Origin of the sequence: Serratia sp. Je.1.23.a (assembly GCF_051129805.1) — a bacterium.
GTDB classification, from domain to species: Bacteria; Pseudomonadota; Gammaproteobacteria; order Enterobacterales; family Enterobacteriaceae; genus Serratia; species Serratia liquefaciens.
Window position 1 is genome coordinate 15,024 of the sequence record NZ_JBCPSR010000001.1, and the last position, 21,096, is coordinate 36,119.

The following is a 21,096-nucleotide window of genomic DNA, read 5'->3' on the forward strand; positions in this document are numbered from 1 at the left end:
CTTGCACTGCCGGAGGTTTTCCTCCGGCAATTGTTGCTATCTAATCAAAAGTCTTATGCACAATAGGGCGTTTTTGATCAACAAAACAGTTGCCATAATCCTCTCATATCGCTTCAACATCCTAATGAGAGAATAAAATTATGAGCATCCCTGCATTTGGTTTAGGCACCTTCCGTCTCCAGGAACAGGTGGTGATCGACTCGGTCACTACGGCACTCGAGCTGGGATACCGCGCGATCGATACGGCGCAAATCTATGAAAACGAAGCGGCGGTGGGGCAGGCGATTGCCGCCAGCGGCGTACCGCGTGAAGAGCTGTTTATCACCACCAAGATCTGGATCGCCAATTTGGCGAAAGGCAAGCTGATCCCGAGCCTGCAAGAGAGCCTGAGCAAGTTGCAAACCGGCTATGTTGATCTGACCCTGATTCACTGGCCTTCGCCGAACGACGAAGTTCCTGTTGCCGAGTTTATGGCCGAACTGGCGGAGGCGAAAAAATTAGGCCTGACGCGCCAAATTGGCGTTTCCAACTTCACTCTGGATCTGATGCAGCAAGCGATTGACGCCGTTGGGGCAGAGCAGATCGCCACAAACCAGATTGAGCTCTCGCCCTACCTGCAAAACCGCAAAGTGGTGGAGTTTGCCCAGCTGCACGGCATTGCCATCACTTCCTACATGACGCTGGCCTATGGTCAGGCGCTGAAGGATGAGACCATCAAGGCGATTGCGGCACGCCGCAATGCCACTCCGGCACAGGTTATTCTGGCCTGGGCGCTGCAGCTGGGTTACGCGGTGATCCCATCATCGACCAAACGTGAAAACCTGGCGAGCAACCTGTTGGCGCAGCAGTTGACGTTAAGCAGTGAGGAAATGGCAGAAATTGCCAAGCTGGAAAGCAATGGCCGTTTGGTCAGCCCGGAAGGCCTGGCACCGAACTGGGATTAATTTTCCGTATCTTTGCATCAGAGAGGCGCCCAGACGGGCGCCTTTTTTATTGCCCCAGATGTTTGCTGAGAAAGTCGATAAAGCTGCGCAGGCGGTTGCTGACGGCACTGTCGCTGTAATACACCGCATTGATTGGCATGGCGACCGGCAGCGTCTCCTCCACCAAAACAGGCACCAGATCGCCGCGCTCGATGTCTGCGCTAATCATAAAATCGGACAGGCAGGCAATGCCGTTGCCATGCAGGCACAGGTGACGCTGAGTTTCACCACTGTTGGTGGTGAGGCCTGGGGTGATTTCCAACTGCCGACCGTCGGCGCAGGCCAGTGGCCAACGATTCAAACTGGGCAGATCGTTAAAACCGATGCAGCAGTGTTGCGCTAAGTCTTCCACCTTTTGTGGCATGCCATATTGTGCCAAATAGGCAGGGGAGGCCAGCACGCGTCGATAGCTGGTCATCAGTTTGCGTGCCTTCAGGCTGGAGTCGGTCAACTCACCGACGCGGATGGCAATATCCACCTTACGCTCGATCAGGTTAATAAAGTTCTCTGACGACACCAGTGACAGCGACATTTCCGGGTACAGGGCCCTAAATTCCGCCACTAGCGGCGTTAATACGTGCAGCACGACTGGCGTGGCTGCATCGACGCGCAACAGCCCCTGTGGACGCTGACGGCTTTCCATCAGCGCATTCTCCGCCGCGGCCATATCACTCAGTACCTTCTGCACCTGGCGGAAATAGTTTTCCCCCTCCTGCGTCAGGCTGATCTGACGCGTCGTGCGGTTGAGCAGCGTGACTCCGAGCTTGGTTTCCAGCTTTTTGACGGTGCGGCTAACCACCGAATTGGCCTGATCCAGCCGTTCGGCCGCACGACTGAAACTGCCGCTTTCCACCACGGTCACGAAAGTAATCAATTCATCGGAATTCGCTTTCACTGTTGCTCCATTGGCAAAATTCATTTGATATTTTGAGCATTTTTATCATTTAAGCACAGGCCGATAATAGTCGCCATCAACCTGAACGCTATTTGGAGTAAAAAAGATGCCTCTCGCATTACTTGCATTGACCATCAGCGCCTTTGCTATTGGTACTACCGAGTTTGTGATCGTTGGGCTAATCCCGACTATCGCGGAACAACTGGGAGTGACAGTACCGTCCGCCGGGCTGCTGGTTACCATTTATGCTATCGGCGTGGCGATTGGTGCGCCGGTACTGACGGCTTTAACCGGCCGCGTACCGCGCAAGCTGCTGCTGATCAGCCTGATGGTGCTGTTTACCCTCGGCAACCTGTTGGCCTGGCAGTCGCCGAGCTACGAGTCGTTGGTCGTGGCCCGCTTGTTGACCGGCCTGGCCCACGGGGTATTCTTCTCCATCGGCTCTACTATCGCTACCAGCTTGGTTGCGAAAGAGAAAGCCGCCTCGGCGATCGCCATTATGTTCGGCGGCTTGACCGTGGCGTTGGTGACAGGGGTACCCTTGGGGACCTTTATTGGCCAGCATTTTGGCTGGCGTGAAACCTTCCTGGCGGTATCGCTTATTGGCGTGATTGCCACGGTGGCCAGCGTCATCCTGGTACCCAACAACATTAAAAATCAGGCCAGCGCCAGCATTGGCGAGCAGTTTAAAGTGCTGACTCATCCACGCCTGCTGCTGATTTACGCCATCACCGCGCTGGGTTACGGCGGCGTATTCACCACCTTCACCTTCCTGGCGCCAATGATGCAGGAACTGGCGGGGTTCTCCGCCCCCGCGGTCAGTTGGATCCTGCTGGCCTACGGCATTGCGGTAGCGATTGGCAACATTTGGGGCGGAAAATTGGCTGACCGCCATGGTGCCGTCCGTGCTCTCAGCTTTATCTTTGCCGCGCTGGCCGTTTTGCTGCTGGTGTTCCAGTTCACCGCCAGCCATAGCATCGCAGCGCTGATGACGGTGGTGGTGATGGGCGTATTCGCCTTCGGTAACGTACCGGGGCTGCAGGTTTACGTGGTGCAGAAAGCCGAACAGTACACGCCGAATGCGGTAGATGTCGCTTCCGGTCTGAACATCGCAGCTTTCAACGTGGGCATTGCTCTGGGCTCGGTCATCGGCGGTCAGACCGTATCCACGCTGGGCCTGGCGCAAACGCCGTGGATTGGTGCGCTGATCGTGCTGGTGGCTCTGCTGCTGGTGGGGGTTAGCGGGCGTCTGGATAAGAAGTACCGGCAGCAATTGGCTTGATAGCAGCACCTTCCCCTTATCTGGCCCGCAAAATGCGGGCCTTTTCGCATTTATCATCGATCACCGCTAACCTTTACACACATATACTGTCAGAAGATTGAAATCCCTGCACCACGCCCCTATAACTGGAAAGGATATACCCCGTAAAAGCCATGCCGTCAGGTGAGGGCAGGCGTATAATCGATTCAATGTTGGCGGGAATGTCACCGCCAGTTTCATCCTAATGGGAAATAGGCGAATAGCGTGCCGAAACGAACTTATGCAATGAGGTATGTTGCAGGTCAGCCAGTTGAGCGAATTTTCCCTGGCGCCATTAATCAACCGCTGCCGCCCGGGGCTGCATTGCCTACGTCCGGCGCGTTGCGAGTGATGGTGTGGAACATCTTTAAACAGCAACGGGCAGACTGGCTCTCGGTGTTGAAAAGCTATGGCAAGGATGCGCAACTGGTCCTGCTGCAGGAGGCGCAAACCACGCCTGAACTGGTGAGCTTTGCCACGTCAAACTATCTGGCTGCCGATCAGGTGCCGGCTTTTGTATTGCCGCAACACCCTTCGGGCGTGATGACTTTGGCGGCAGCGCATCCGGTGTATTGCTGCCCATTACGCGAACGCGAACCACTGCTGCGGCTGGCCAAATCGGCGTTAATCACCGTTTACCCGTTGTTTAACGGCCAGCTTTTGATGGTCGTAAATATTCATGCGGTGAACTTCAGCCTGGGCGTGGACGTCTACAGTAAGCAACTGGGGCCGATTGGTGAGCAGATTGCCAACCACCACGGGCCGGTGATCATGGCCGGGGATTTTAATGCCTGGAGCCGCAAACGAATCAATGCGCTGTATCAGTTCGCCAGCGATATGGCACTGCGTGAGGTGAACTTCACGGACGATCATCGTCGTAAGGCGTTTGGCCGCCCGCTGGACTTTGTGTTTTATCGCAATATGGGCGTGGCGGAGGCTTCGGTGCTGGTGACCAGCGCGTCAGACCATAATCCGCTGCTGGTGGAGTTTCATCCCGAGGCTGACAAACCGCACTGGTGATTATCGTCCGTATTCAGACAATAAAAAAGCACCCCGAAGGGTGCTTTTTTTGTGCCGAAAATTTAGGTGTCCGGCGACGACTTATCACTGACAAACAGGGTCAATTTCAGACCCGGTTGCAGATTGTTAGCCTTGGCTAGCGTTGAGTTCCAACGCATCACGTCGTTAATATCGACGCCGTGACGACGTGCAATACTGGCCAGCGAATCACCTTTGCGAACCTGATAGGTGATACTGCTGTTACTGCCGGTGTTGCTGGCCACTTGCAGGGTTTGCCCAACTTTTAAGGTGCTCTTGGCACGTAAGTTGTTCCAACTCTGCAAATCGCTGGACTTAATATTCAACCGCTTGGCAATGCCCGATACCGTGTCGCCGGAGCGAACCTTATACGAGCTACCGCCTGTCAAACCGCTATTCTTCGCCAACTGAGTGGTTGGCTGAGTCACTGCGATCTGGCCATCGGCCAACGAGTCTTTCAGCTGATCGGCATGACCTTTGGGAACCATAATGTAATGGGGCCCGTTGGGTGCCGTAACGCCTTTTTTGTAGCCTGGGTTATAAGCTTTCATCTTGGTGATTGAAAGCCCAGCCATCTCAGCCGCCTGAGTTAACTGTATTTGCTGCCCAACATCGATACGCGCCAGTGCACGGGTATTATCAGTCTTCGGAAGATTGATACCGTACTTCTTGCTGTTTTTAATGATGTCGCTCAGCGCCAGCATTTTCGGAACATAAATTGACGTTTCACGCGGAAGCGACAATGCCCAGAAATTGGTTGGCTTACCCTGGCGTTTATTCGCCTTAACCGCTTGCATGACACGGCCTTCACCACTGTTATAAGCGGCAACGGTCAGTAACCAGTCACCGTTAAACATGCGGTTCAAATACTGCATCATATCAAGCGCAGCAGTCGTCGAGGCGACGACATCACGTCGCCCGTCATACCACTGGTTGTTTTTCAAACCATAATTGCGACCCGTTTGCGGCACGATTTGCCATAGCCCTGCGGCGTTGGCACTTGACGTGGCGTGTGGGTCAAAAGCGCTCTCCACTATGGGTAGCAGTACCAGTTCCATCGGCATATTGCGTTTCTTAATCTGCCCGACTATCCAGTACATGTACGGCTCTGCCCGTAATGTTACATCGTGGAGATAGCTCTTACTTTTTAGGTACTTTCTTTTTTGATCACGGATCCGGGAATTTTCCGGAACCTCCATCTTCAGCTCGTCGCTAATGAAGTTCCACAGGTTCTGTTGCGCGGCACCACTATTGTTATCTAGCCACCGCGCCGAGCTCGCTCGACCATTCGCTGTGTACTCTCCTGCTTCACTCTCTTGACCTGCCGAAGACAAACTCTGTGCATGCTGTTCTGGGGCCGGTGCGTCCTGCCTGGACGACTGGCACCCCACTAGCAAGACTGAGGCGAGAAATATCGCTTTAGCCTTCATGTGTGTGTCAATGTAGTTGCTTAAAAGACGAGCAATCATACTTTGCTTCGTCAAATAACACAACTAAAAGCTCAGAAGTTGTCTTTTCGCAGGCGTAATTCGGAAAAAACCGAATGAAGGTGCTGTGGTGGCGAGTGAAAGCCTAATTTTCTTTGTAAATCAGTGTCATGACAGCGTAAAAATAGGTTAATTTTACGCTCTAATTGTAGCTGAGTGGGGACGCTAGGCAGGCCTTTTGCCCGTAACGCTTCAACTTGTTGCTGATATGTTTCAATTCCTCGATCTTCCGGCAAAATAGCCCGCGCAAACTTAAGATTTGAAAGTGTATATTCATGCGCGCAACAAATTAAGGTGTTATCGGGAAGTTGCGCGAGTTGTTGAAATGAGTCGTACATTTGTTCTGCGGTCCCTTCAAACAGCCTGCCGCAGCCGGCAGAAAAAATAGTGTCTCCGCAGAAAAGATAAGGGGCGCTATAGAATGCAATATGGCCCAAGGTATGTCCGGGAACCGCGATTACGGCGAATTTTCGGCCATCGATCTCGAGGGTTTCTCCGTCATGAACGATGTGGTTGGCGCCTTTGTCGGCAGTTTCCTGTGGCCCATAGACCTTCAGCCCAGGATAGCGTGCCACAATTTGCGCTACGCCACCGACGTGATCGTGATGATGGTGGGTCAACAGAATCGCGTCAGGCGTCAAATTCAGGCGTTCCAGCGCATCAAGTACCGGCTGTGCCTCACCGGGATCGACAATGATGCCGTGCCCCTGCTGGTTATCTAACAACCAAATGTAATTGTCCTGGAAGGCGGGAATACTGATAAGATTCATCTTGGACCTCTCGTTGGCAACGGCTTGAAAGAAGATAATAAATCATGAAACCAGCCCATACTCTACAAAAGCTCGCCAGCCCACAGTCTTGGGCCGAGTTGCCGTGGGGGGAATACTATCGTGAGGCGCTAGAGCGGCAGTTGCAACCCTGGTGGCCGAAGCTGTTTGGTTTCCACCTGCTTAAAATCGGTAATCTCAGCGCCAGTCTGGCAACGGATAAATGCGCCATTTCCCACCAGGTCAACGTCAGCCTGGAAGGCGATAACCTGCAGGTGGTCGCAGATGCTTACCAATTGCCCTTCGCCGCCAAGTCGGTAGATGCCTGTTTGCTGGCACACACGCTATCCTATGCTGACGATCCGCACCGCATGCTGCGTGAAGTCGATCGCGTGTTGATCGACGACGGCTGGCTGGTGATCAGCAGCTTCAACCCGTTCAGTCTGTTGGGGTTGGGGAAACTGGTGCCAGGGTTACGTCGCCGCCAGCCTTACGTGAGCCGGATGTTTACTCAAATGCGCCTGCTGGACTGGCTGAGCCTGTTGAATTATGAGGTGTTGCATCAGTCGCGTTTTCACGTGCTGCCGTGGCAGCGTAAGGGCGGGAAGTTTTTGTGCACCCATTTACCGGCGCTGGGGTGTATGAGCGTGATTGTGGCGCGTAAGCGCACTTTGCCGTTGACGCCAACGCCGATGAAGTTCGGGGCGCGAAAGCCTTCTCTCAGCCGCGCCGTCGGCGCGACCAAGAGTTATCGCAAGCAGCCTTAGTTTTCCGGTTTGTAACCCACGTCTTCCTGCGTTGGATTGCCGGCCGCCTCGCGTGCCAGTACGTCGCAGCGTTCGTTTTCCGGATGGCCGGCGTGGCCCTTGACCCATTCCCATTTGACGGTGTGGCGCTGAATGGCCAGGTCCAGACGCTGCCAAAGATCGACATTCTTGACCGGCTTTTTGTCGGCGGTCTTCCAGCCACGCTTTTTCCAGTTATGGATCCAACTGGTAATGCCCTGGCGCACATATTGGCTGTCGGTGCTGAGGATCACTTCGCAAGGCGTGGTCAGCGCTTCCAATGCGACAATCGCCGCCATCATCTCCATGCGATTGTTGGTGGTCAGGCGGAAGCCCGCGCTAAAAGTTTTTTCCGTCTGCTTATAGCGCAGTATGGCGCCGTAACCACCGGGACCCGGGTTGCCAAGGCAGGAGCCGTCGGTGAAAATTTCTACCTGTTTAAGCATCTCTGGTAGACTCTTCCTATCAGTTTTATAAAAGCCAAGTCTGACATAAACGAACGCTGTGAGCACTGCAATATGATCACTACAACCACCAGACAGATTGTCCTCGATACCGAAACCACCGGTATGAACAAGCTCGGGGTGCATTACGAAGGCCATCGCATCATTGAAATTGGTGCGGTCGAGGTCATTAACCGTCGCCCGACCGGTCGCCACTACCATGTCTACATCAAGCCGGACCGGCTGGTGGATCCGGAGGCCTATGGGGTTCACGGCATCAGCGACGAGTTCCTGGCGGATAAACCGACGTTCGACCAAATTGCCGATGAGTTTATCGACTTTATCCGCGGCGGTGAGTTAGTTATCCATAATGCGGCGTTCGACATCGGCTTTATGGATCACGAATTCCGCATGCTGCAGCAAGGCATTCCGAAGACCGATACCTTCTGCACCATCACCGACAGCCTGTTAATGGCGCGTCGCCTGTTCCCGGGCAAGCGCAACAACCTCGATGCCCTGTGCAGTCGTTATGAGATAGACAACAGCAAGCGTACGCTGCACGGCGCATTGCTCGATGCCGAGATCCTGGCGGAAGTCTATCTGGCGATGACCGGCGGTCAGACGTCAATGGCCTTCCAGATGGAAGGGGATACGCAAAACAACAATTCGACGCAGGACATTCAGCGCATTGTGCGTCCGGCAACGGCAATGAAAGTGGTCTACGCCAGCGATGAAGAAGTGATGGCCCATGAGGCGCGTCTGGATTTGGTGGCGAAAAAGGGCGGCAGTTGCCTGTGGCGTGCGGAAGCGGAATAACGGTATTTTCGCCGTAAATAAACCGGGCGTTATCACCTTTGGGTTCCGTTAGCTGAAAAACTGTGCAAACGGTTCATTTGGTAAGAAAAAGGCATTGACGACATAGTGGCTCAACCGTAATATGCGCCTCGTTCCTCTCGCAAGAGAAGAACGGCGCGGAGCGGTAGTTCAGTTGGTTAGAATACCTGCCTGTCACGCAGGGGGTCGCGGGTTCGAGCCCCGTCCGTTCCGCCAACATTTAGAAGCCCTGAGTTAGCAATAACTCAGGGCTTCGTTGTTTTTAATCTTTGCTCAATTGCGTTTTGGCGAAGGTCACCGCCTGATTGGCTGCCCACTCCCGGCGAGCAATGATCCGATAACAGCCCCCACCCAACGCTGCCCCGATAAACCAACTGAAGTTAGCCACCTGATGCAAACTCGGTGTGAAGCTGATCGCCAACCCGATAATCACTGAGGGTACCAGTGCCCAAATCGCATTCGGATTGAAGCCGTTTTTATACCAGTAACGGCCGCCTGGTGTGGCATTGTACAGGTCGTCGACGTGCAGTTCACCGCGTTTGATAATGTAGAAATCCACCAACAGAATGCCGAACAATGGGCCGATAAAGGCCGCTAATACGTCCAGCGTGTAGTGAATCAGCTCGGGTGACTGGAACAGATTCCAGGGGGTCAACAGGAACGAGCCGACGGCGGCAATCATCCCGCCGGTACGGAAGCTGATCTTCTGCGGCGAACAGTTGGAAAAATCAAAGGCCGGTGAGACAAAGTTGGCCACGATATTGATGCCGATGGTGGCGACGATCATCGTCAGCAACCCAAGGGCCACGGCGATATCGCTGTCGAGGCGGGTGACGGTTTCGATCGGATCGGTGATCAGCTGCCCGAAAAGCGGCAGGGTGCCGGAAACGATCACCACGGTGACCAACGAAAACAGCAGGTAGTTGAAGGGTAAACCCCAGCGATTACCGCGCTGTACCTCAGCAAAACTTTTGCCGTAGCGGGTAAAGTCGCCGAAGTTAAGCAGCGGGCCGGAGAAGTAAGAAACCACCAGCGCGGTGGCGGTCAGCATCAGCCAGCCCTGCTCGCCGGCACTCAGGTTTTTGCTCGCCAGAGTAAGGGAGAGATTAGAGAAACCGACTCGGTATACAATCCAGCCTGCCAGTGCGAACATCACCACGTAAACCGCCGGCCCGGCGATGTCGATAAAACGCTTAATCGCCTGCATACCGTGCCAAAACACCATCGCTTGCAGCAGCCACATGGTGATGTAACAAACCCAGCCAAGCTGCGACAGCCCAAGAAAATGCGGCTGGGTCATCGGTTCCAGCGACGGGAAGAATTTCAGCAGTGTGAGCATCAGCGCGTTGGAGGCCAGATAGGTTTGGATGCCATACCAGGCGAAGGCGATCATGCCGCGGATCACCGCCGGGATATTGGCGCCGAACACGCCAAACGCCTGGCGGCTTAATACGGCGTAGGGCACGCCGCCGAGCTGGCTGGGCTTGGCCACCAGGTTAGCGCAAAACTGCACGATGCAAATCCCCACCAGCAGGCAAATCAGGACCTGCCAGCTCGACAGGCCGAGGGCGAAGAAGCTGGCGGCCACCACATAGCCGCCCATGCTGTGTACATCGGACATCCAGAAAGAAAAAATGTTGTACCAGCTCCAGTTCTGGTCGCGCGTTGGTGCCAGATCGTCGTTGCACAGCTTGGGACTGTAGTTTTCATTAGGGTTTGGCATAAATCGTGCTCCTCTCAAGAACGTCACCCGGATGTTGTTATCTGTTTTTTGGCAAAGGTTGCTGAGAGGGCTTTTGCAGGATCCAGGCCAGACTTTTCTTTTTTGTATACAAAATATCTTCATCTTGTATACGATTTGACTATTCAAGGGGACGGGGAGCAGAAAAATGGTCGGCACGACGATCGGTACCAACGCCGCGTGGCATGGGCAACAGGCCACTTATTTCATTGAAGATAAAGACGATCATATTTACAACTCGTTGGTGAAAGCCATTGTCGAACATCGCTTGCTGCCCGGCAGCAAATTGCCGGAAGAAGCCTTGGCCGAGACCTTCGGCGTAAGCCGAACCGGGATCCGTCGGGTGCTGCAGCGCCTTGCCGCAGTGCAATTGGTGACCCAACTGCCCAAACGTGGTGCACAGGTCGCTACGCCCGGGCAGGACGAGGCAACCCAGGTATTCCAGACGCGCAAGATGCTGGAATGCACCAACCTGCCGCAGGTGCTTGCCCACTGCGACGAAAATCATCTGCTGGCGATGGAAGAGATCGTGGCGCAGGAACAGCAGGCGCACCGCGATCAGGACGGCGCTGCGGCGATCCGCCTGTCTGCCGCGTTTCACGTTCAACTGCAGGCTATCGCCGGTAATCAGGTGCTGACCGAAATGGTGTCGCAGCTCACTTTGCGATCGTCGCTGGCGATTGCCGTTTATGGTTCACCCTGGCAGCAGGGATGTCGCTGCCACGATCACAGCGATTTGCTGGCGTTGTTGAGGGGGAAAGACAGCGCGGCCCTGGCAGATCATATGGTCCGCCATTTTGACGATATTGTGGCGAATTTACGGTTTAACCACGACGCGAATGAAACGCCGGATTTCGCCCATATTTTTGCCGACGCCGATCCGCGGGAGACGCTATGACAACTCGCTGCATTATTCAGGTCATCAATCCGAACACCAGCCAGGCAATGACCGAAACCATCGCCGCTGCGGCGCGTGCGGTGGCTGCGCCGGGCACCGAAATCCTGGCGGTCTGCCCGCAGGAAGGGGCGCCATCGATAGAGGGACATTTTGACGAAGCCATTGCTGCCATTGGCGTTTTGCAGCAGGTGAAAGCCGGCCGAGAAGCCGGTGTGAGCGGTCATGTCATTGCTTGCTTTGGCGATCCGGGTTTGCTGGCCGCGCGTGAACTGGCCGACAAGCCGGTGGTCGGTATCGCCGAGGCGGCAATGCACATGGCGACGCTGGTGGCGACGCGTTTTTCCATTGTTACCACGCTGCCGCGCACGTTGGTCATTGCAAGGCATTTACTGCATCAATACGGTTTTGAGCGGCACTGTGCGGCGCTGCATGCGATTGATCTGCCGGTGTTGGCGCTGGAGGACGGCAGCGGTCGGGCTCAGCAAAAAGTGCGTGAGCAGTGCATCCAGGCTAAACAACGGGATGGCAGCGGGGCGATTGTGCTTGGCTGCGGCGGCATGGCCGATTTGGCGCGCGAACTGACGTTGGAATTGGGGATCCCGGTAATCGACGGCGTCAGCGCTGCGGTAAAAATGATCGAGTCGCTAAGCGCGCTCGGTCTGAGCACCAGCAAGCACGGCGATCTGGATTTTCCGCGAGCAAAACCTTTGTCCGGCATGTTCAGTCATTTTAACGGGTGATCGGTAAGGGGAAACAACGATGAGTGATTTCGCGTTCAATAAAGATTATCCCCGTGATTTGATCGGCTACGCCGGTCGTCCGCCGCATGCTCGTTGGCCTGGTCAGGCGCGCATCGCGGTGCAGTTTGTCCTCAATTATGAGGAAGGGGCTGAAAACAACGTGCTGCATGGCGACGCCGGCTCCGAACAGTTTCTTTCCGATATCATTGGTGCGGCCAGCTATCCAGAACGGCATATGTCGATGGATTCCCTTTACGAATATGGTTCACGCGCCGGGTTCTGGCGCATCCACGATGAGTTTCAGCGTCGCAGCCTGCCATTGACGGTGTTTGGCGTGGCGATGGCGCTGGCGCGTAACCCGCAGGTGGTCGAAGCGATTAAAAACGCCGGTTACGATGTGGTCAGCCACGGCTGGCGCTGGATCCACTATCAGCAGATGGATGAAGTGACCGAACGGCAGCACATGCAGCAGGCGATGACGGTATTGCGGGATCTGTTCGGCCAGGCACCGCTCGGTTGGTATACCGGGCGGGACAGTCCCAATACCCGTCGTTTGGTGGTAGAGCACGGTGGCTTGCAATACGACAGCGACTATTACGGAGACGATTTACCGTTCTGGACCGAGGTGCAGTGCGCCAATGGTGAAACAAAGCCGCACCTGATCGTACCCTATACTCTCGAGGCCAACGATATGCGCTTTGCCTCGCCACAGGGGTTTAACACCGGCGAGCAGTTCTTTACCTATCTGAAAGACAGCTTCGACGTGCTGTATGCCGAAGGCGAGGAGTCGCCGAAGATGCTGTCGATCGGCATGCACTGCCGTTTATTGGGCCGTCCGGGCAAGTTTCGCGCGCTGCAGCGATTCCTGGACTATATCGAGCTATACGATCGGGTTTGGGTATGTCGACGCCAGGATATTGCTGACCACTGGCTGGCACAGCATCCTTTTAAGAAGTAAAAAAGGGCCGATGTGGCCCTTTTCGTTATGTTTGAGCGCAGGATTCACTCCTGCATGGATCAGAACAGTACGGAGTAGTTCAGACCAAAGGTACGGCCGCGGCCTTTATAGCTGTAAAGCTCGGGCGAGCCGTAGGTCGGGCTATAGAGAATGGGTGCGCGCTGGCCCCAAACGGTGGTGTATTCCTTATCCAGCAGGTTTTCTACGCTGAAGCTGAGTTTACCCACCGGCAACGCGTAGCTGCCGAGGAAATCGATGGTGTTGTAGCCATCAATTTTACGTCCCTGGGTAGAGCCTGCCTTGGTGTAATCGCCGTCATCCGATACGTCGAAAGTCTGCTGTGACTGCAGGCGCAGGTTCCAGTCGCCCGGCGCCCAGCCGACATAGGCAGTCACTTTGGATGGGCTGGCGGTATCCACTACCAGCTTTTTCCATTCGCCGTTGACCTTGGTCTCGGAGCGGATGAAGTTAAAGTTGGTGCCCGCACTCCAGTCGCTGTCTTCGAAGAAGTAATCGACCGCGCCTTCCATCCCGTAAATACGGCGTTTGTCCGAGTTGACGTTAATGGTCATGTCGGTTTTGTTGATCGAAATACTCTTATCGGACAGGGAGTAGTAGCCGGCAATCTGCGTGCGCAGGTTATCGCCGGTGTAACGCCAGCCAAGTTCGTAGGAGTTAACCTTAATGCCTTCCAGCTTGGAGTCGCCAACGTTGACGCTTTTGTTCAACTGGTAGTGGCCGTTGTTCAGCGCATAGGTACCGTTGCCGTAATATTTGCCCGGATCCGGGATCTCGTAACCCTGCGAGAAGTTGATCCAGGTCTGCTGACGTTCGGTCAGGTGTGCCAACAGGCCGGCGTTGAACAGGGCGTTGTTGTAGTCCGTTTTCCCGCCCGGGATAGCATCAGCCGAGGTGGCGGCGCCGGTAGCGATAGCCTGCTGCTGGTTGTAGCCGACGAAGTCATCAATCTTGTTTTCGGTGTACTGGTAGCGCACGCCGCCGCTCAGGGTAAAGATAGGGTTGATGTCGTAGCTTGCCTGCAGGAAGGACGCCAGGTTGGTGGTGCTGTAGCCTGGGTAGCGGCCGGTGTTATAGGCGTTTTGCAGGTCCATACCGCCAGACTGCTGCGCTTTCGCCAGATCGAAGAACTGCTGGTTGGAGTTGAACGTCTCATGCTCGGCGTCGATGCCGTAGGTTAACGTCAGGGCCTCGATCGGCTTACTGTTCAGCGTCAGCTTGCCGCCGTAAAAGTCGGTTTTTTGCTGGGAAGCACCGATGCTGCTGACGTAATAATTCGGGGCTTTGCCCGCCAGCGTCGGGAACGGATAGAAGGTCAGCGACTCATCACGATAGTAGACCTGCGCTACCAGATCCTGGCCGAGGAAATCGGTGTTGGAGTACTGCAGGTTGATCAGGTGGCGTTCGGTGCCTGGAATACGATCCGAATTGAGATTGCCGCTGTTGTACGCCTTGGCGCTGCCGGTCACCGCGGCGAAATTTTCCCCCAGGAACAGGCCGTGGTCGCCATCGGACTGGCTTTTGTAATACTGAGTGGTCAACTGCAACTGCTGGTGGTCATCGATATTGATGGTGCCGGTGCCCATCACGTCGAGGCGATCGGAATATTGCAGGCCAGTCTGAGTATTATCAATCAGGACTTCGTTGCCCTTGCCGTCATACCAGCCACCGTAGCGCTGATAGGAGACCGACAACCGGCCCGAGGCGTTGTCGTTGCCGCCGCTGACCGCTGCCGCTACGTTCTCGTCGTGGTCGGTGTGGCCGCCAAAGCCGGTTTTACCGCCGATCTGCAGTTCAACCTGCTGCTCTTTCTGGCCTTTTTTGGTAACGATGTTGATCAAGCCGCCGGTGCTGCCGCCGCCGTACAGCGAGGTAGCACCGGAGATCACTTCAATGTGATCGATATTAAAGGGATCGATCGAATCCAACTGGCGACTGTCGCTGCGCGATGAGTTCAAACGTACGCCGTCGATCATCACCATCATTGAGCGGCCGCGCAGGTTCATGCCGTAGTTGGTACGCCCCTGACCGCTGACGTCCATGCCCGGGATCAACTGCGCCAGCATGTCCTTGATCTCTTTACCGCCCTGGACTTGCTGCTCAATTTCCTGGCTCTCAATCACCCAGGTGGTCTGCGCCATTTCTGCCACTGTACGGTGCGTACGGCTGGCGGAAACCACCATTTGCTCTTCGCTTTTTTGTTCTTCTGCCCAGGCCGTAGGGGCGAGCATCGCCAGCAGGCAAGGGTTTAATACCCAGAGGTGTTTGCGTTTCATCGTTATTTTCCAGAGTGTCCCATATTGGTGTGTAGTTAAAACTCGGTGTAATTGAGCATGACGTGCTCGGCGCGGGACGGAATACCCGGCTGCCGACTACGCCATTGGATCACAGCCGGGGTGGACGTTAAATCGAACTGGTCGCGTCCTAAAGCCCGGTTGAGAATGCGTGCCGAACGCCAGGCCATCAGGCTGAGCTGGGGTTCAGCGATGCCGTGGCTGTGCATGCCGGCATTAACGGCAAACAGGCAGTTTTCCTTGGGGCCTTCCCACTCCAGGCTGAAGTCGGGGGCTACGCGGAACTGCTCATCGGCGGTGGTCAGCAGGCGATCGTCCAGCGGTTCGAGGAACGCCGGGCGATCCTGCTGATAGCCGGTGGCGAAAATCACCACGTCGGTGTCGAAGGTTTCTTTACCCTGATCAAGATGGTGATGGGTAACCAACTGCCAGCCATCGCCTGCGGCCTGGATTGCTGCCAGCGAGCGGCTTGGCAGCAGGTGCGCCCAGGGCTTTTCGCGCAACACTTCAAACTGGTGATACATCGCGCGATAAATAGCCAGCAGCGAATCGCTTGTGATGCCGTCAGAGGTCATCTTCTGCTCGGTCAGCATGCGCTGCTTGGCACCGTCGTTCAGGCCATAGAAGCTGTCAACGTAGTCCGGCGTGAAGTACTCGTTGGCGAAAGCGGCTTCATCCAGCGCGTTATAGTTATTGCGGCGCGAGATCCAATTCAGTTGCGCAGGCTGCCCCCATTCGGCGCGGAAGATGTTCAGGAACAGGTCTGCACCGCTCTGGCCGCCACCGACGATGGTGACGCGTTTTCCGGCCAGGTTCGGGTTGCGCATCGTCATTTCGCTGGCATGGAAGCAGCGATCGTTTTGCTCGGTAACGCAGTCCGGCAGTTTGATGCGTTTGCCTATGCCCAGGCAGACGTGGCGCGCCCGGTAAGTCGCACGCTGGGTAGTGACGACGAATTGGCGCTGCTGGTCGTCAAAATCGACGCTCTGAATATCCTGACTGAACTCCAGCGACTTCAGCCCGTTGGCGGCCCAGTCGAGGTAGTCGGCGAACTCTTCGCGCGACACCGTACGCAGCTCGGTGGTCAGGAATCGATAAAACTTCTTCCTTTTCACCAGGTAGTTAAGAAAGCTGTAGGGATTGGTTGGCGATACCGCGCTGACCAGATCTTTCAGGAAGCTGGTCTGCATATGGCAATCCGGCACCATCATGCCGGGATGCCAGGAAAAGTGCGGCTTGCGTTCGAGGAATTTACTGTTAAAACCGGCAACTTCACTGCCGAGTGCGGCAATGCTGAGGTTGAACGGGCCGATACCAATGCCGATGAAATCCAGGGGCTGATTCATTGGGCAAACTCCTTGGTGACCAAGTAAAGAGGGTTATCCAGATCCTGCAGATAGTTTGGCAACATGCGGCTGCCGCCATCCTGCTCTGAGTAGGTGAGTTTTACCGGGTTGAGCACCACGCGAATAATTTGTGGTTTGAAAAGATCAAACAACGCAAAGCGTTCCGCCATGTCCGGATGCTGTGCCATATAGCCTTTCAGCACCTGTGCCAGCAGTAGATAGAAGCGGGTTTCACTGACCCCACAGGCCTTCATCAGCGGCGAGATAAAGCGCAGCACGGTGACGAAATGCCCGGTTTGCAAATCATGAATCAAATAGTCGGCGGACAGGCGCACGGTGACGTCTCTCACCACTTTCGGCAGTGATGTCGCTTCGGGGAAGTCCTGATCCACCAGACGCATATCGCCCTGGAAGTCTTTCAACAGCACGCGCTGCGGCACATGATCTTTCATCACCAGCGTGATGTTTTGCCCATGGGCGATCAGCGCTACGCCGTAGCGGCACATCAGGTGGTACATCGGCACCACCACCACCCTGAACATCTGCTGCAGCCAGGCTTCAGCGCTCAGGCCGGAACGGGCGATATAGGCGGCAATCAGAGGCTGGCCGTGGTTGTCGGTTTCCATCAGCGTCGCCATCAAGATGGCCTGTTCGCCTTCCTGCAGGTAGCAAGAGGGGTTTTCACGCCAGATCACCCCCAGCATTTCCTGGTAGCGATAAGGCGCTTTGGCCAAAGAGGCGTAGGTCGGGTGGGTCATATAGCCTGCCGCCGGCTCGCCGAGGATCTCGGCACCGCTGGCGCTCAGCGTATCGTCCTCGGTAAAAATCTGCTGCAGCCAACGGGAAGCGGCCGGCCCGGCGCTGATGTACTTGCCCGGAATGCCTCGATAGCACGAGGTGTTGTAAATGGTCAGCGGTAGCTTGATGTCGAAAGCGGAACGGCGGCTGATGTTGGTCAGCGTGCGCAACGATTGCTGCGCCAGATAGCTGTCGCCGAATTCACCCAGTTCCACCAGATCCCCTTCGGCCAACTGCGGCAGGAAGTGCAAAGCGATCTTTTGCTGCCACTGCCACGGGTGCAGCGGGACCGGGATCCAGTCATGGGTCAGCTTCAGTTCGCGCCAGCGGCGATCGAAGCGTTGGCGTTCGGCACTGTCCATCGCGCTGTTAAGCAGGTTATCCAGTGAATATTCTTCGTCGGCGCACCAGACAAAGCTGCCGCGTTTAGCCGCCACCCAGTGCAGTTGGAACTGCCCCTGGTATTCGGGCGCGTACTGATGCAGCGCGGTCAGGCCCCAGCCACGACGGCCTTTATTGAAGATAAACTTGGGATGTCCGGCCAACAGGCACTGCAGCGCGTCAGCGTCGAGGGCAATCAAATCCTGTGCGCTCATGCCGTGACGGGCGGACAGCAACTGCATATCGCCGCGCAGCGTGGCGTACAAATCCTCCAGATGTTCGGCAACCTGCGCATCGTCCATTTTCAACACCTGAGCCAGTTGGCGCAGCGTTTGGTCGGCGGCTAACGGCGATTGATCGCAGGTCAGCGTTGCCGGATCGATGTGCAGCCAACCCCAAATGCCGCGTTCGGCGCTGAAGCTATACTGAGCGTCGCCCAGCAGAATGCGCCATTGCTCGCCGTGTTGTTCGGCCTGCAGCGTGCGTTCATACTCCAGCTCTGCGAGGATCTTGGCGATCATCTGACGGTTTACGCGCTGCCAGTCGGCGTAATCTACGGTGTTCATACTGAAGCCCCCCGGAAGAATTCATCACGCTGATTCATGATCAAACGCGAGCGCTTATGCGGGAAATCGAACTCTTTGACTGTGTGGTAGCCGGCTGTCGGCAGGTGACGGAACAGTCGCTGGTTATCCGCGCGCGGTTCGGCGACCACGCGCGTGGTGCGCGGTTCATCCAGATACAGATAATGCGTCAGGCCGCGTAGCCAACTGCGGATGTATTGCGCGCCGCGGCAGTCTTCTTCACCGACCAGCATGTGCAGCCCGCGGTCGAACGGCTGCCAACGGTAGTGGCGACCGATGCGATCTTCCGGAGCCCAATAGACTTCGAAATAGCCGAACGGGCGATCGTCAAAGCACCCCAGCAACGGATAGCAGTAGCTGGAGTCCAACTGACGCTGCAGGTAGGCGGCCTGGGTTTCGAGCGGGCCACTCATTTCCCAGAAGGCATCCACGCGCGGTGAATTCATCCAGCGGGTGAACTGCTCGGCGTCGTGTGCCACTTCCGGCAGGCGGAAGCTCAGGGTTCGCTTGAGCTGCGGATCGTAACGGCGATACACCTCGCCGCTGGGGCGTGCGGGGCGCTGTGGGAACCACAGGCTACGCTCGGCGTCATACTGCATTTTCCCGGACGCGGAGTGGCGCTCGGCACCGAGCCACAGCGGTAACTGATAAAAGGTTTCGCGTGCCAGATAGTCACTGCTGGCTAACGCGAACAGCGCCTGTGCCTGCGGTTCTTCGCACCATTGCGCATAGGGCAAGGTGACACCGCTGAGCTGCGGTGCCGCCACCAGCAACTGGTCCAGCGCCTGCACCAGCCAGTCCTGCGGCAGTGGCCCCGGATAGTGCAACACCGCGCTACCGTCCAGGCCCAGACTGAGTTGCAGCGCCTTTCCCAGCTGCTCGCAGCAAAAACCGTTGCCGGCATGCGTCAGTTTGGCTTGCGGCATCATTGAGCGGCTCCCTGGCGCAGCGGGTTGACGAAGTCGAAATAAATCACCGCCGGATCGACGATGGTGTTTTCGTTGTGGTCATGCAGATAACAGAAGAAGTTGCCTTTGCAGTTCCAGTGGCTGCTGTCGAGGACGTAGTCCAGACACAGGGTGTTTTTGGCGTTGGCACGCAGACCACTCAGCGCATCGCGCACCCGGGCCATCAGCTGTTCTTCAGTGTCGAAGCCGGCCGCGGCTAACGCCGCAGTGACCGCCAGGCTGGAGTTCACCAGCAGGTAGTAAGGGAAGTAACGCAGTAACTGCTGTTCGCTGAAGCGGTTTTCCGCCTCGGCCTCGCCAATTTCTTCTAACCACGGCCCGGCATCGCGGGTAAAGCCGCTGCCCTGACAGTCGCGATACAGCATGCCGATCGGCAGATCCTGCTGCATTTCCACCAGAATATTTTGTTGGTGGGCCAGCAGCACCAGCCCGTAATCGGCTTCGGTGCTGAACAGCGGCAGTAAGACGTGTTGGCAGTAAGCATCCAGCCAGGTATGAGCGGCCTGTTGAACCGGCAGATTCAGTCTGGCGGCTAAACGCCGCACCGCCGCTGCCAGCAGACTGTCACCGCCGTCCGGTGCGGCCTGGGTCAGGGTTACCAGCACATTGGTCTGGCTTTCCGGCTGCTCAAACAGCAGGTTATCGCGCAGTGCCATCAGGCTTTCTTCCTGAATCGTCCCGTCCGCAGCGCGCAGCCCGGCCCAGCCGTCTTCCTGCATCACGCGGAAGGTGGGATAACGTGCCTGCAGTTGCTGCCAACGTGGCGTTTGCGCCAAACGAGCCAAACGGATGCCGCGCTTCACTTCTTTTACCGACAGGGTACGCACCGAGTTGGTCAGGCGCACGCTGAGGGAGAATTTAATCATGTCGCGATTGCTGGCGCTGTACAGCGAGCGGGAAGAGCTGGTTGGCAGCCAACGCTCGCCGGCTTCGCCCAGATCGCTGAGCAATCCCTGGGTCACCAGTTCCTGGCACCAGGTCTGCGTCAGCAAATGGTCGGCCTGCCACGGATGCATCGGCAACAGCCAGACGTCATCGGTAAAATGCGCCAGCAGTTGCGGTGCGCTTTCGGCGGCAAAACGCTGCAGGCGCTGCTGCAACGTCAGGTTCAGGCTGTCGCCGCACAGGTGATTTTTATCGACGGCAAACCAGCGAAGCGGGAAACGGGCGCCAAAATCTGGCAGGTAACGGCGCGCCTGCTGTTCGTCGAAAGGTTCATGGGATTTGGGCGCCGGGTGGAAGGCGTGGCCTACCAACAGCCCCTGTTCCGCCTGAGCGAAGTTGAGCGGCTTGTCGCGCAGCGTCGGCCAGTCCAGGCGAACCGCGATTGCCTGTTGGGTATTGTCATGACTCTCCAGTACGCGCTGGCGGAAACGGGTAACGACCTCATCCGGCAGTTCCCCCTTCACCGACGGTTTTTCCAGCAACAGGGTCACCAGTTGCTCCACGCTCAGCGCAACACCAGCGCCGTCGTCTTGCTGATGCAAGCGGGCAGGGAACAGATACTGGTGATGTTGGGTGGGGGAGGTGTGACGTAAAGTGATGCGGATAGCCTGAGAAGGCGAAAGTGGAATATGAAGCTGCGGATACTGTTGGTTGTTGGCCGCCGGAACGATTTGCCAGTCCCGGGTTTCACGCATCAACGCGTTGAGAAAACATTGCGCAGCCACGTCGGTCGTCGCGGTTTCAAACTGGATTGTCATGATCCCATTTCACTATTGAATCAATTGAGAATGATTCTTATATCAATAATATTTATTGTTATCAATCGTCGTATGATACAATTTTTCAATGAATTGAACATAACCTTATAATTTTATTAACGGTAAATTTACGTT

At 56.0% G+C, this 21,096-nt stretch carries 18 protein-coding genes and 1 tRNA gene; 9 read left to right on the top strand and 10 right to left on the bottom strand.

The window, feature by feature from the left end; genetic code table 11:
• Positions 1-140: 140 nt before the first annotated feature.
• Positions 141-944, top strand: a complete 804-nt coding sequence (gene dkgB / locus AAZT04_RS00105; RefSeq protein WP_261138801.1) for a 2,5-didehydrogluconate reductase DkgB — start codon at positions 141-143, stop codon at positions 942-944.
• 46 nt (positions 945-990) lie between these two features.
• Here the strand turns inward: dkgB and yafC are convergent, their stop codons facing one another.
• A complete protein-coding gene (yafC, locus tag AAZT04_RS00110) occupies positions 991-1,878 on the bottom strand; it encodes a DNA-binding transcriptional regulator YafC (RefSeq protein ID WP_115060016.1) in 888 nt (295 codons plus the stop codon).
• A 106-nt stretch (positions 1,879-1,984) separates the two neighbouring features.
• Between yafC and AAZT04_RS00115 the strand changes: the two genes are divergently transcribed.
• A complete protein-coding gene (locus tag AAZT04_RS00115) occupies positions 1,985-3,160 on the top strand; it encodes an MFS transporter (RefSeq protein WP_020825321.1) in 1,176 nt (391 codons plus the stop codon).
• Between the two features lie 243 nt (positions 3,161-3,403).
• On the top strand, positions 3,404-4,198 hold the full coding sequence (locus AAZT04_RS00120) for an endonuclease/exonuclease/phosphatase family protein (RefSeq protein WP_071844577.1): 795 nt from the start codon (positions 3,404-3,406) through the stop codon (positions 4,196-4,198).
• A gap of 62 nt (positions 4,199-4,260) precedes the next feature.
• Here the strand turns inward: AAZT04_RS00120 and mltD are convergent, their stop codons facing one another.
• Positions 4,261-5,646, bottom strand: a complete 1,386-nt coding sequence (mltD, locus tag AAZT04_RS00125; RefSeq protein WP_170868526.1) for a murein transglycosylase D — start codon at positions 5,644-5,646, stop codon at positions 4,261-4,263.
• 71 nt (positions 5,647-5,717) lie between these two features.
• Positions 5,718-6,473 (bottom strand): hydroxyacylglutathione hydrolase, encoded by a 756-nt coding sequence (gene gloB, locus AAZT04_RS00130; RefSeq protein ID WP_046374451.1) that lies wholly within the window; start codon positions 6,471-6,473, stop codon positions 5,718-5,720.
• 44 nt (positions 6,474-6,517) lie between these two features.
• Here gloB and AAZT04_RS00135 point away from each other — a divergent pair, with 44 nt between their 5' ends.
• The gene (locus AAZT04_RS00135) at positions 6,518-7,237 is read left to right on the top strand and encodes a class I SAM-dependent methyltransferase (protein ID WP_020825326.1); all 720 of its coding nucleotides are present in this window, start codon (positions 6,518-6,520) and stop codon (positions 7,235-7,237) included.
• On the opposite strand, the gene rnhA is transcribed toward AAZT04_RS00135, so the two are convergent.
• Positions 7,234-7,701 (bottom strand): ribonuclease HI, encoded by a 468-nt coding sequence (rnhA, locus tag AAZT04_RS00140; RefSeq protein WP_020825327.1) that lies wholly within the window; start codon positions 7,699-7,701, stop codon positions 7,234-7,236. The two genes, AAZT04_RS00135 and rnhA, sit on opposite strands and share 4 nt — an antisense overlap.
• 72 nt (positions 7,702-7,773) lie before the next feature.
• On the opposite strand from rnhA, the gene dnaQ reads away from it, so the two are divergent.
• Together dnaQ and AAZT04_RS00150 are read left to right on the top strand one after the other, a co-directional pair.
• Complete coding sequence (gene dnaQ, locus AAZT04_RS00145) at positions 7,774-8,514, top strand: DNA polymerase III subunit epsilon (RefSeq protein ID WP_373417546.1); 741 nt, start codon at positions 7,774-7,776, stop codon at positions 8,512-8,514.
• Positions 8,515-8,671: 157 nt separating this feature from the next.
• Positions 8,672-8,748 (top strand) — tRNA-Asp (locus AAZT04_RS00150).
• A gap of 46 nt (positions 8,749-8,794) precedes the next feature.
• Here AAZT04_RS00150 and AAZT04_RS00155 read toward each other — a convergent pair.
• Entirely contained in the window at positions 8,795-10,255 is a 1,461-nt protein-coding gene (locus tag AAZT04_RS00155) for an NCS1 family nucleobase:cation symporter-1 (protein WP_020825329.1), read from the bottom strand.
• A 166-nt stretch (positions 10,256-10,421) separates the two neighbouring features.
• On the opposite strand from AAZT04_RS00155, the gene AAZT04_RS00160 reads away from it, so the two are divergent.
• Genes AAZT04_RS00160 through puuE form a run of 3 tightly spaced genes read left to right on the top strand, consistent with a single transcriptional unit; the run spans position 10,422 to position 12,869 of the window.
• Positions 10,422-11,171: a GntR family transcriptional regulator gene (locus tag AAZT04_RS00160; RefSeq protein WP_020825330.1), complete on the top strand. Its 750-nt coding sequence runs from the start codon at positions 10,422-10,424 to the stop codon at positions 11,169-11,171.
• Positions 11,168-11,911, top strand: a complete 744-nt coding sequence (gene hpxA, locus AAZT04_RS00165) for an allantoin racemase (protein ID WP_048759749.1) — start codon at positions 11,168-11,170, stop codon at positions 11,909-11,911. The genes AAZT04_RS00160 and hpxA overlap by 4 nt, the downstream gene beginning before the upstream one ends.
• A gap of 19 nt (positions 11,912-11,930) precedes the next feature.
• Complete coding sequence (gene puuE / locus AAZT04_RS00170; RefSeq protein WP_434678579.1) at positions 11,931-12,869, top strand: allantoinase PuuE; 939 nt, start codon at positions 11,931-11,933, stop codon at positions 12,867-12,869.
• A 59-nt stretch (positions 12,870-12,928) separates the two neighbouring features.
• Here the strand turns inward: puuE and AAZT04_RS00175 are convergent, their stop codons facing one another.
• The 5 genes from AAZT04_RS00175 to AAZT04_RS00195 are packed head-to-tail and all read right to left on the bottom strand — an operon-like array spanning position 12,929 to position 20,961.
• Positions 12,929-15,163, bottom strand: coding sequence for a TonB-dependent siderophore receptor (locus AAZT04_RS00175; RefSeq protein ID WP_048759747.1), 2,235 nt, complete (start codon positions 15,161-15,163; stop codon positions 12,929-12,931).
• Between the two features lie 35 nt (positions 15,164-15,198).
• A complete protein-coding gene (locus AAZT04_RS00180; RefSeq protein WP_261103937.1) occupies positions 15,199-16,527 on the bottom strand; it encodes a lysine N(6)-hydroxylase/L-ornithine N(5)-oxygenase family protein in 1,329 nt (442 codons plus the stop codon).
• Complete coding sequence (gene iucC / locus AAZT04_RS00185; protein WP_434678582.1) at positions 16,524-18,272, bottom strand: aerobactin synthase IucC; 1,749 nt, start codon at positions 18,270-18,272, stop codon at positions 16,524-16,526. Before iucC ends, AAZT04_RS00180 begins: the two co-directional genes overlap by 4 nt.
• A complete protein-coding gene (locus AAZT04_RS00190; protein ID WP_048759745.1) occupies positions 18,269-19,219 on the bottom strand; it encodes a GNAT family N-acetyltransferase in 951 nt (316 codons plus the stop codon). Before AAZT04_RS00190 ends, iucC begins: the two co-directional genes overlap by 4 nt.
• Positions 19,216-20,961, bottom strand: a complete 1,746-nt coding sequence (locus AAZT04_RS00195; RefSeq protein WP_261134952.1) for an IucA/IucC family protein — start codon at positions 20,959-20,961, stop codon at positions 19,216-19,218. Before AAZT04_RS00195 ends, AAZT04_RS00190 begins: the two co-directional genes overlap by 4 nt.
• Positions 20,962-21,096: the final 135 nt, after the last annotated feature.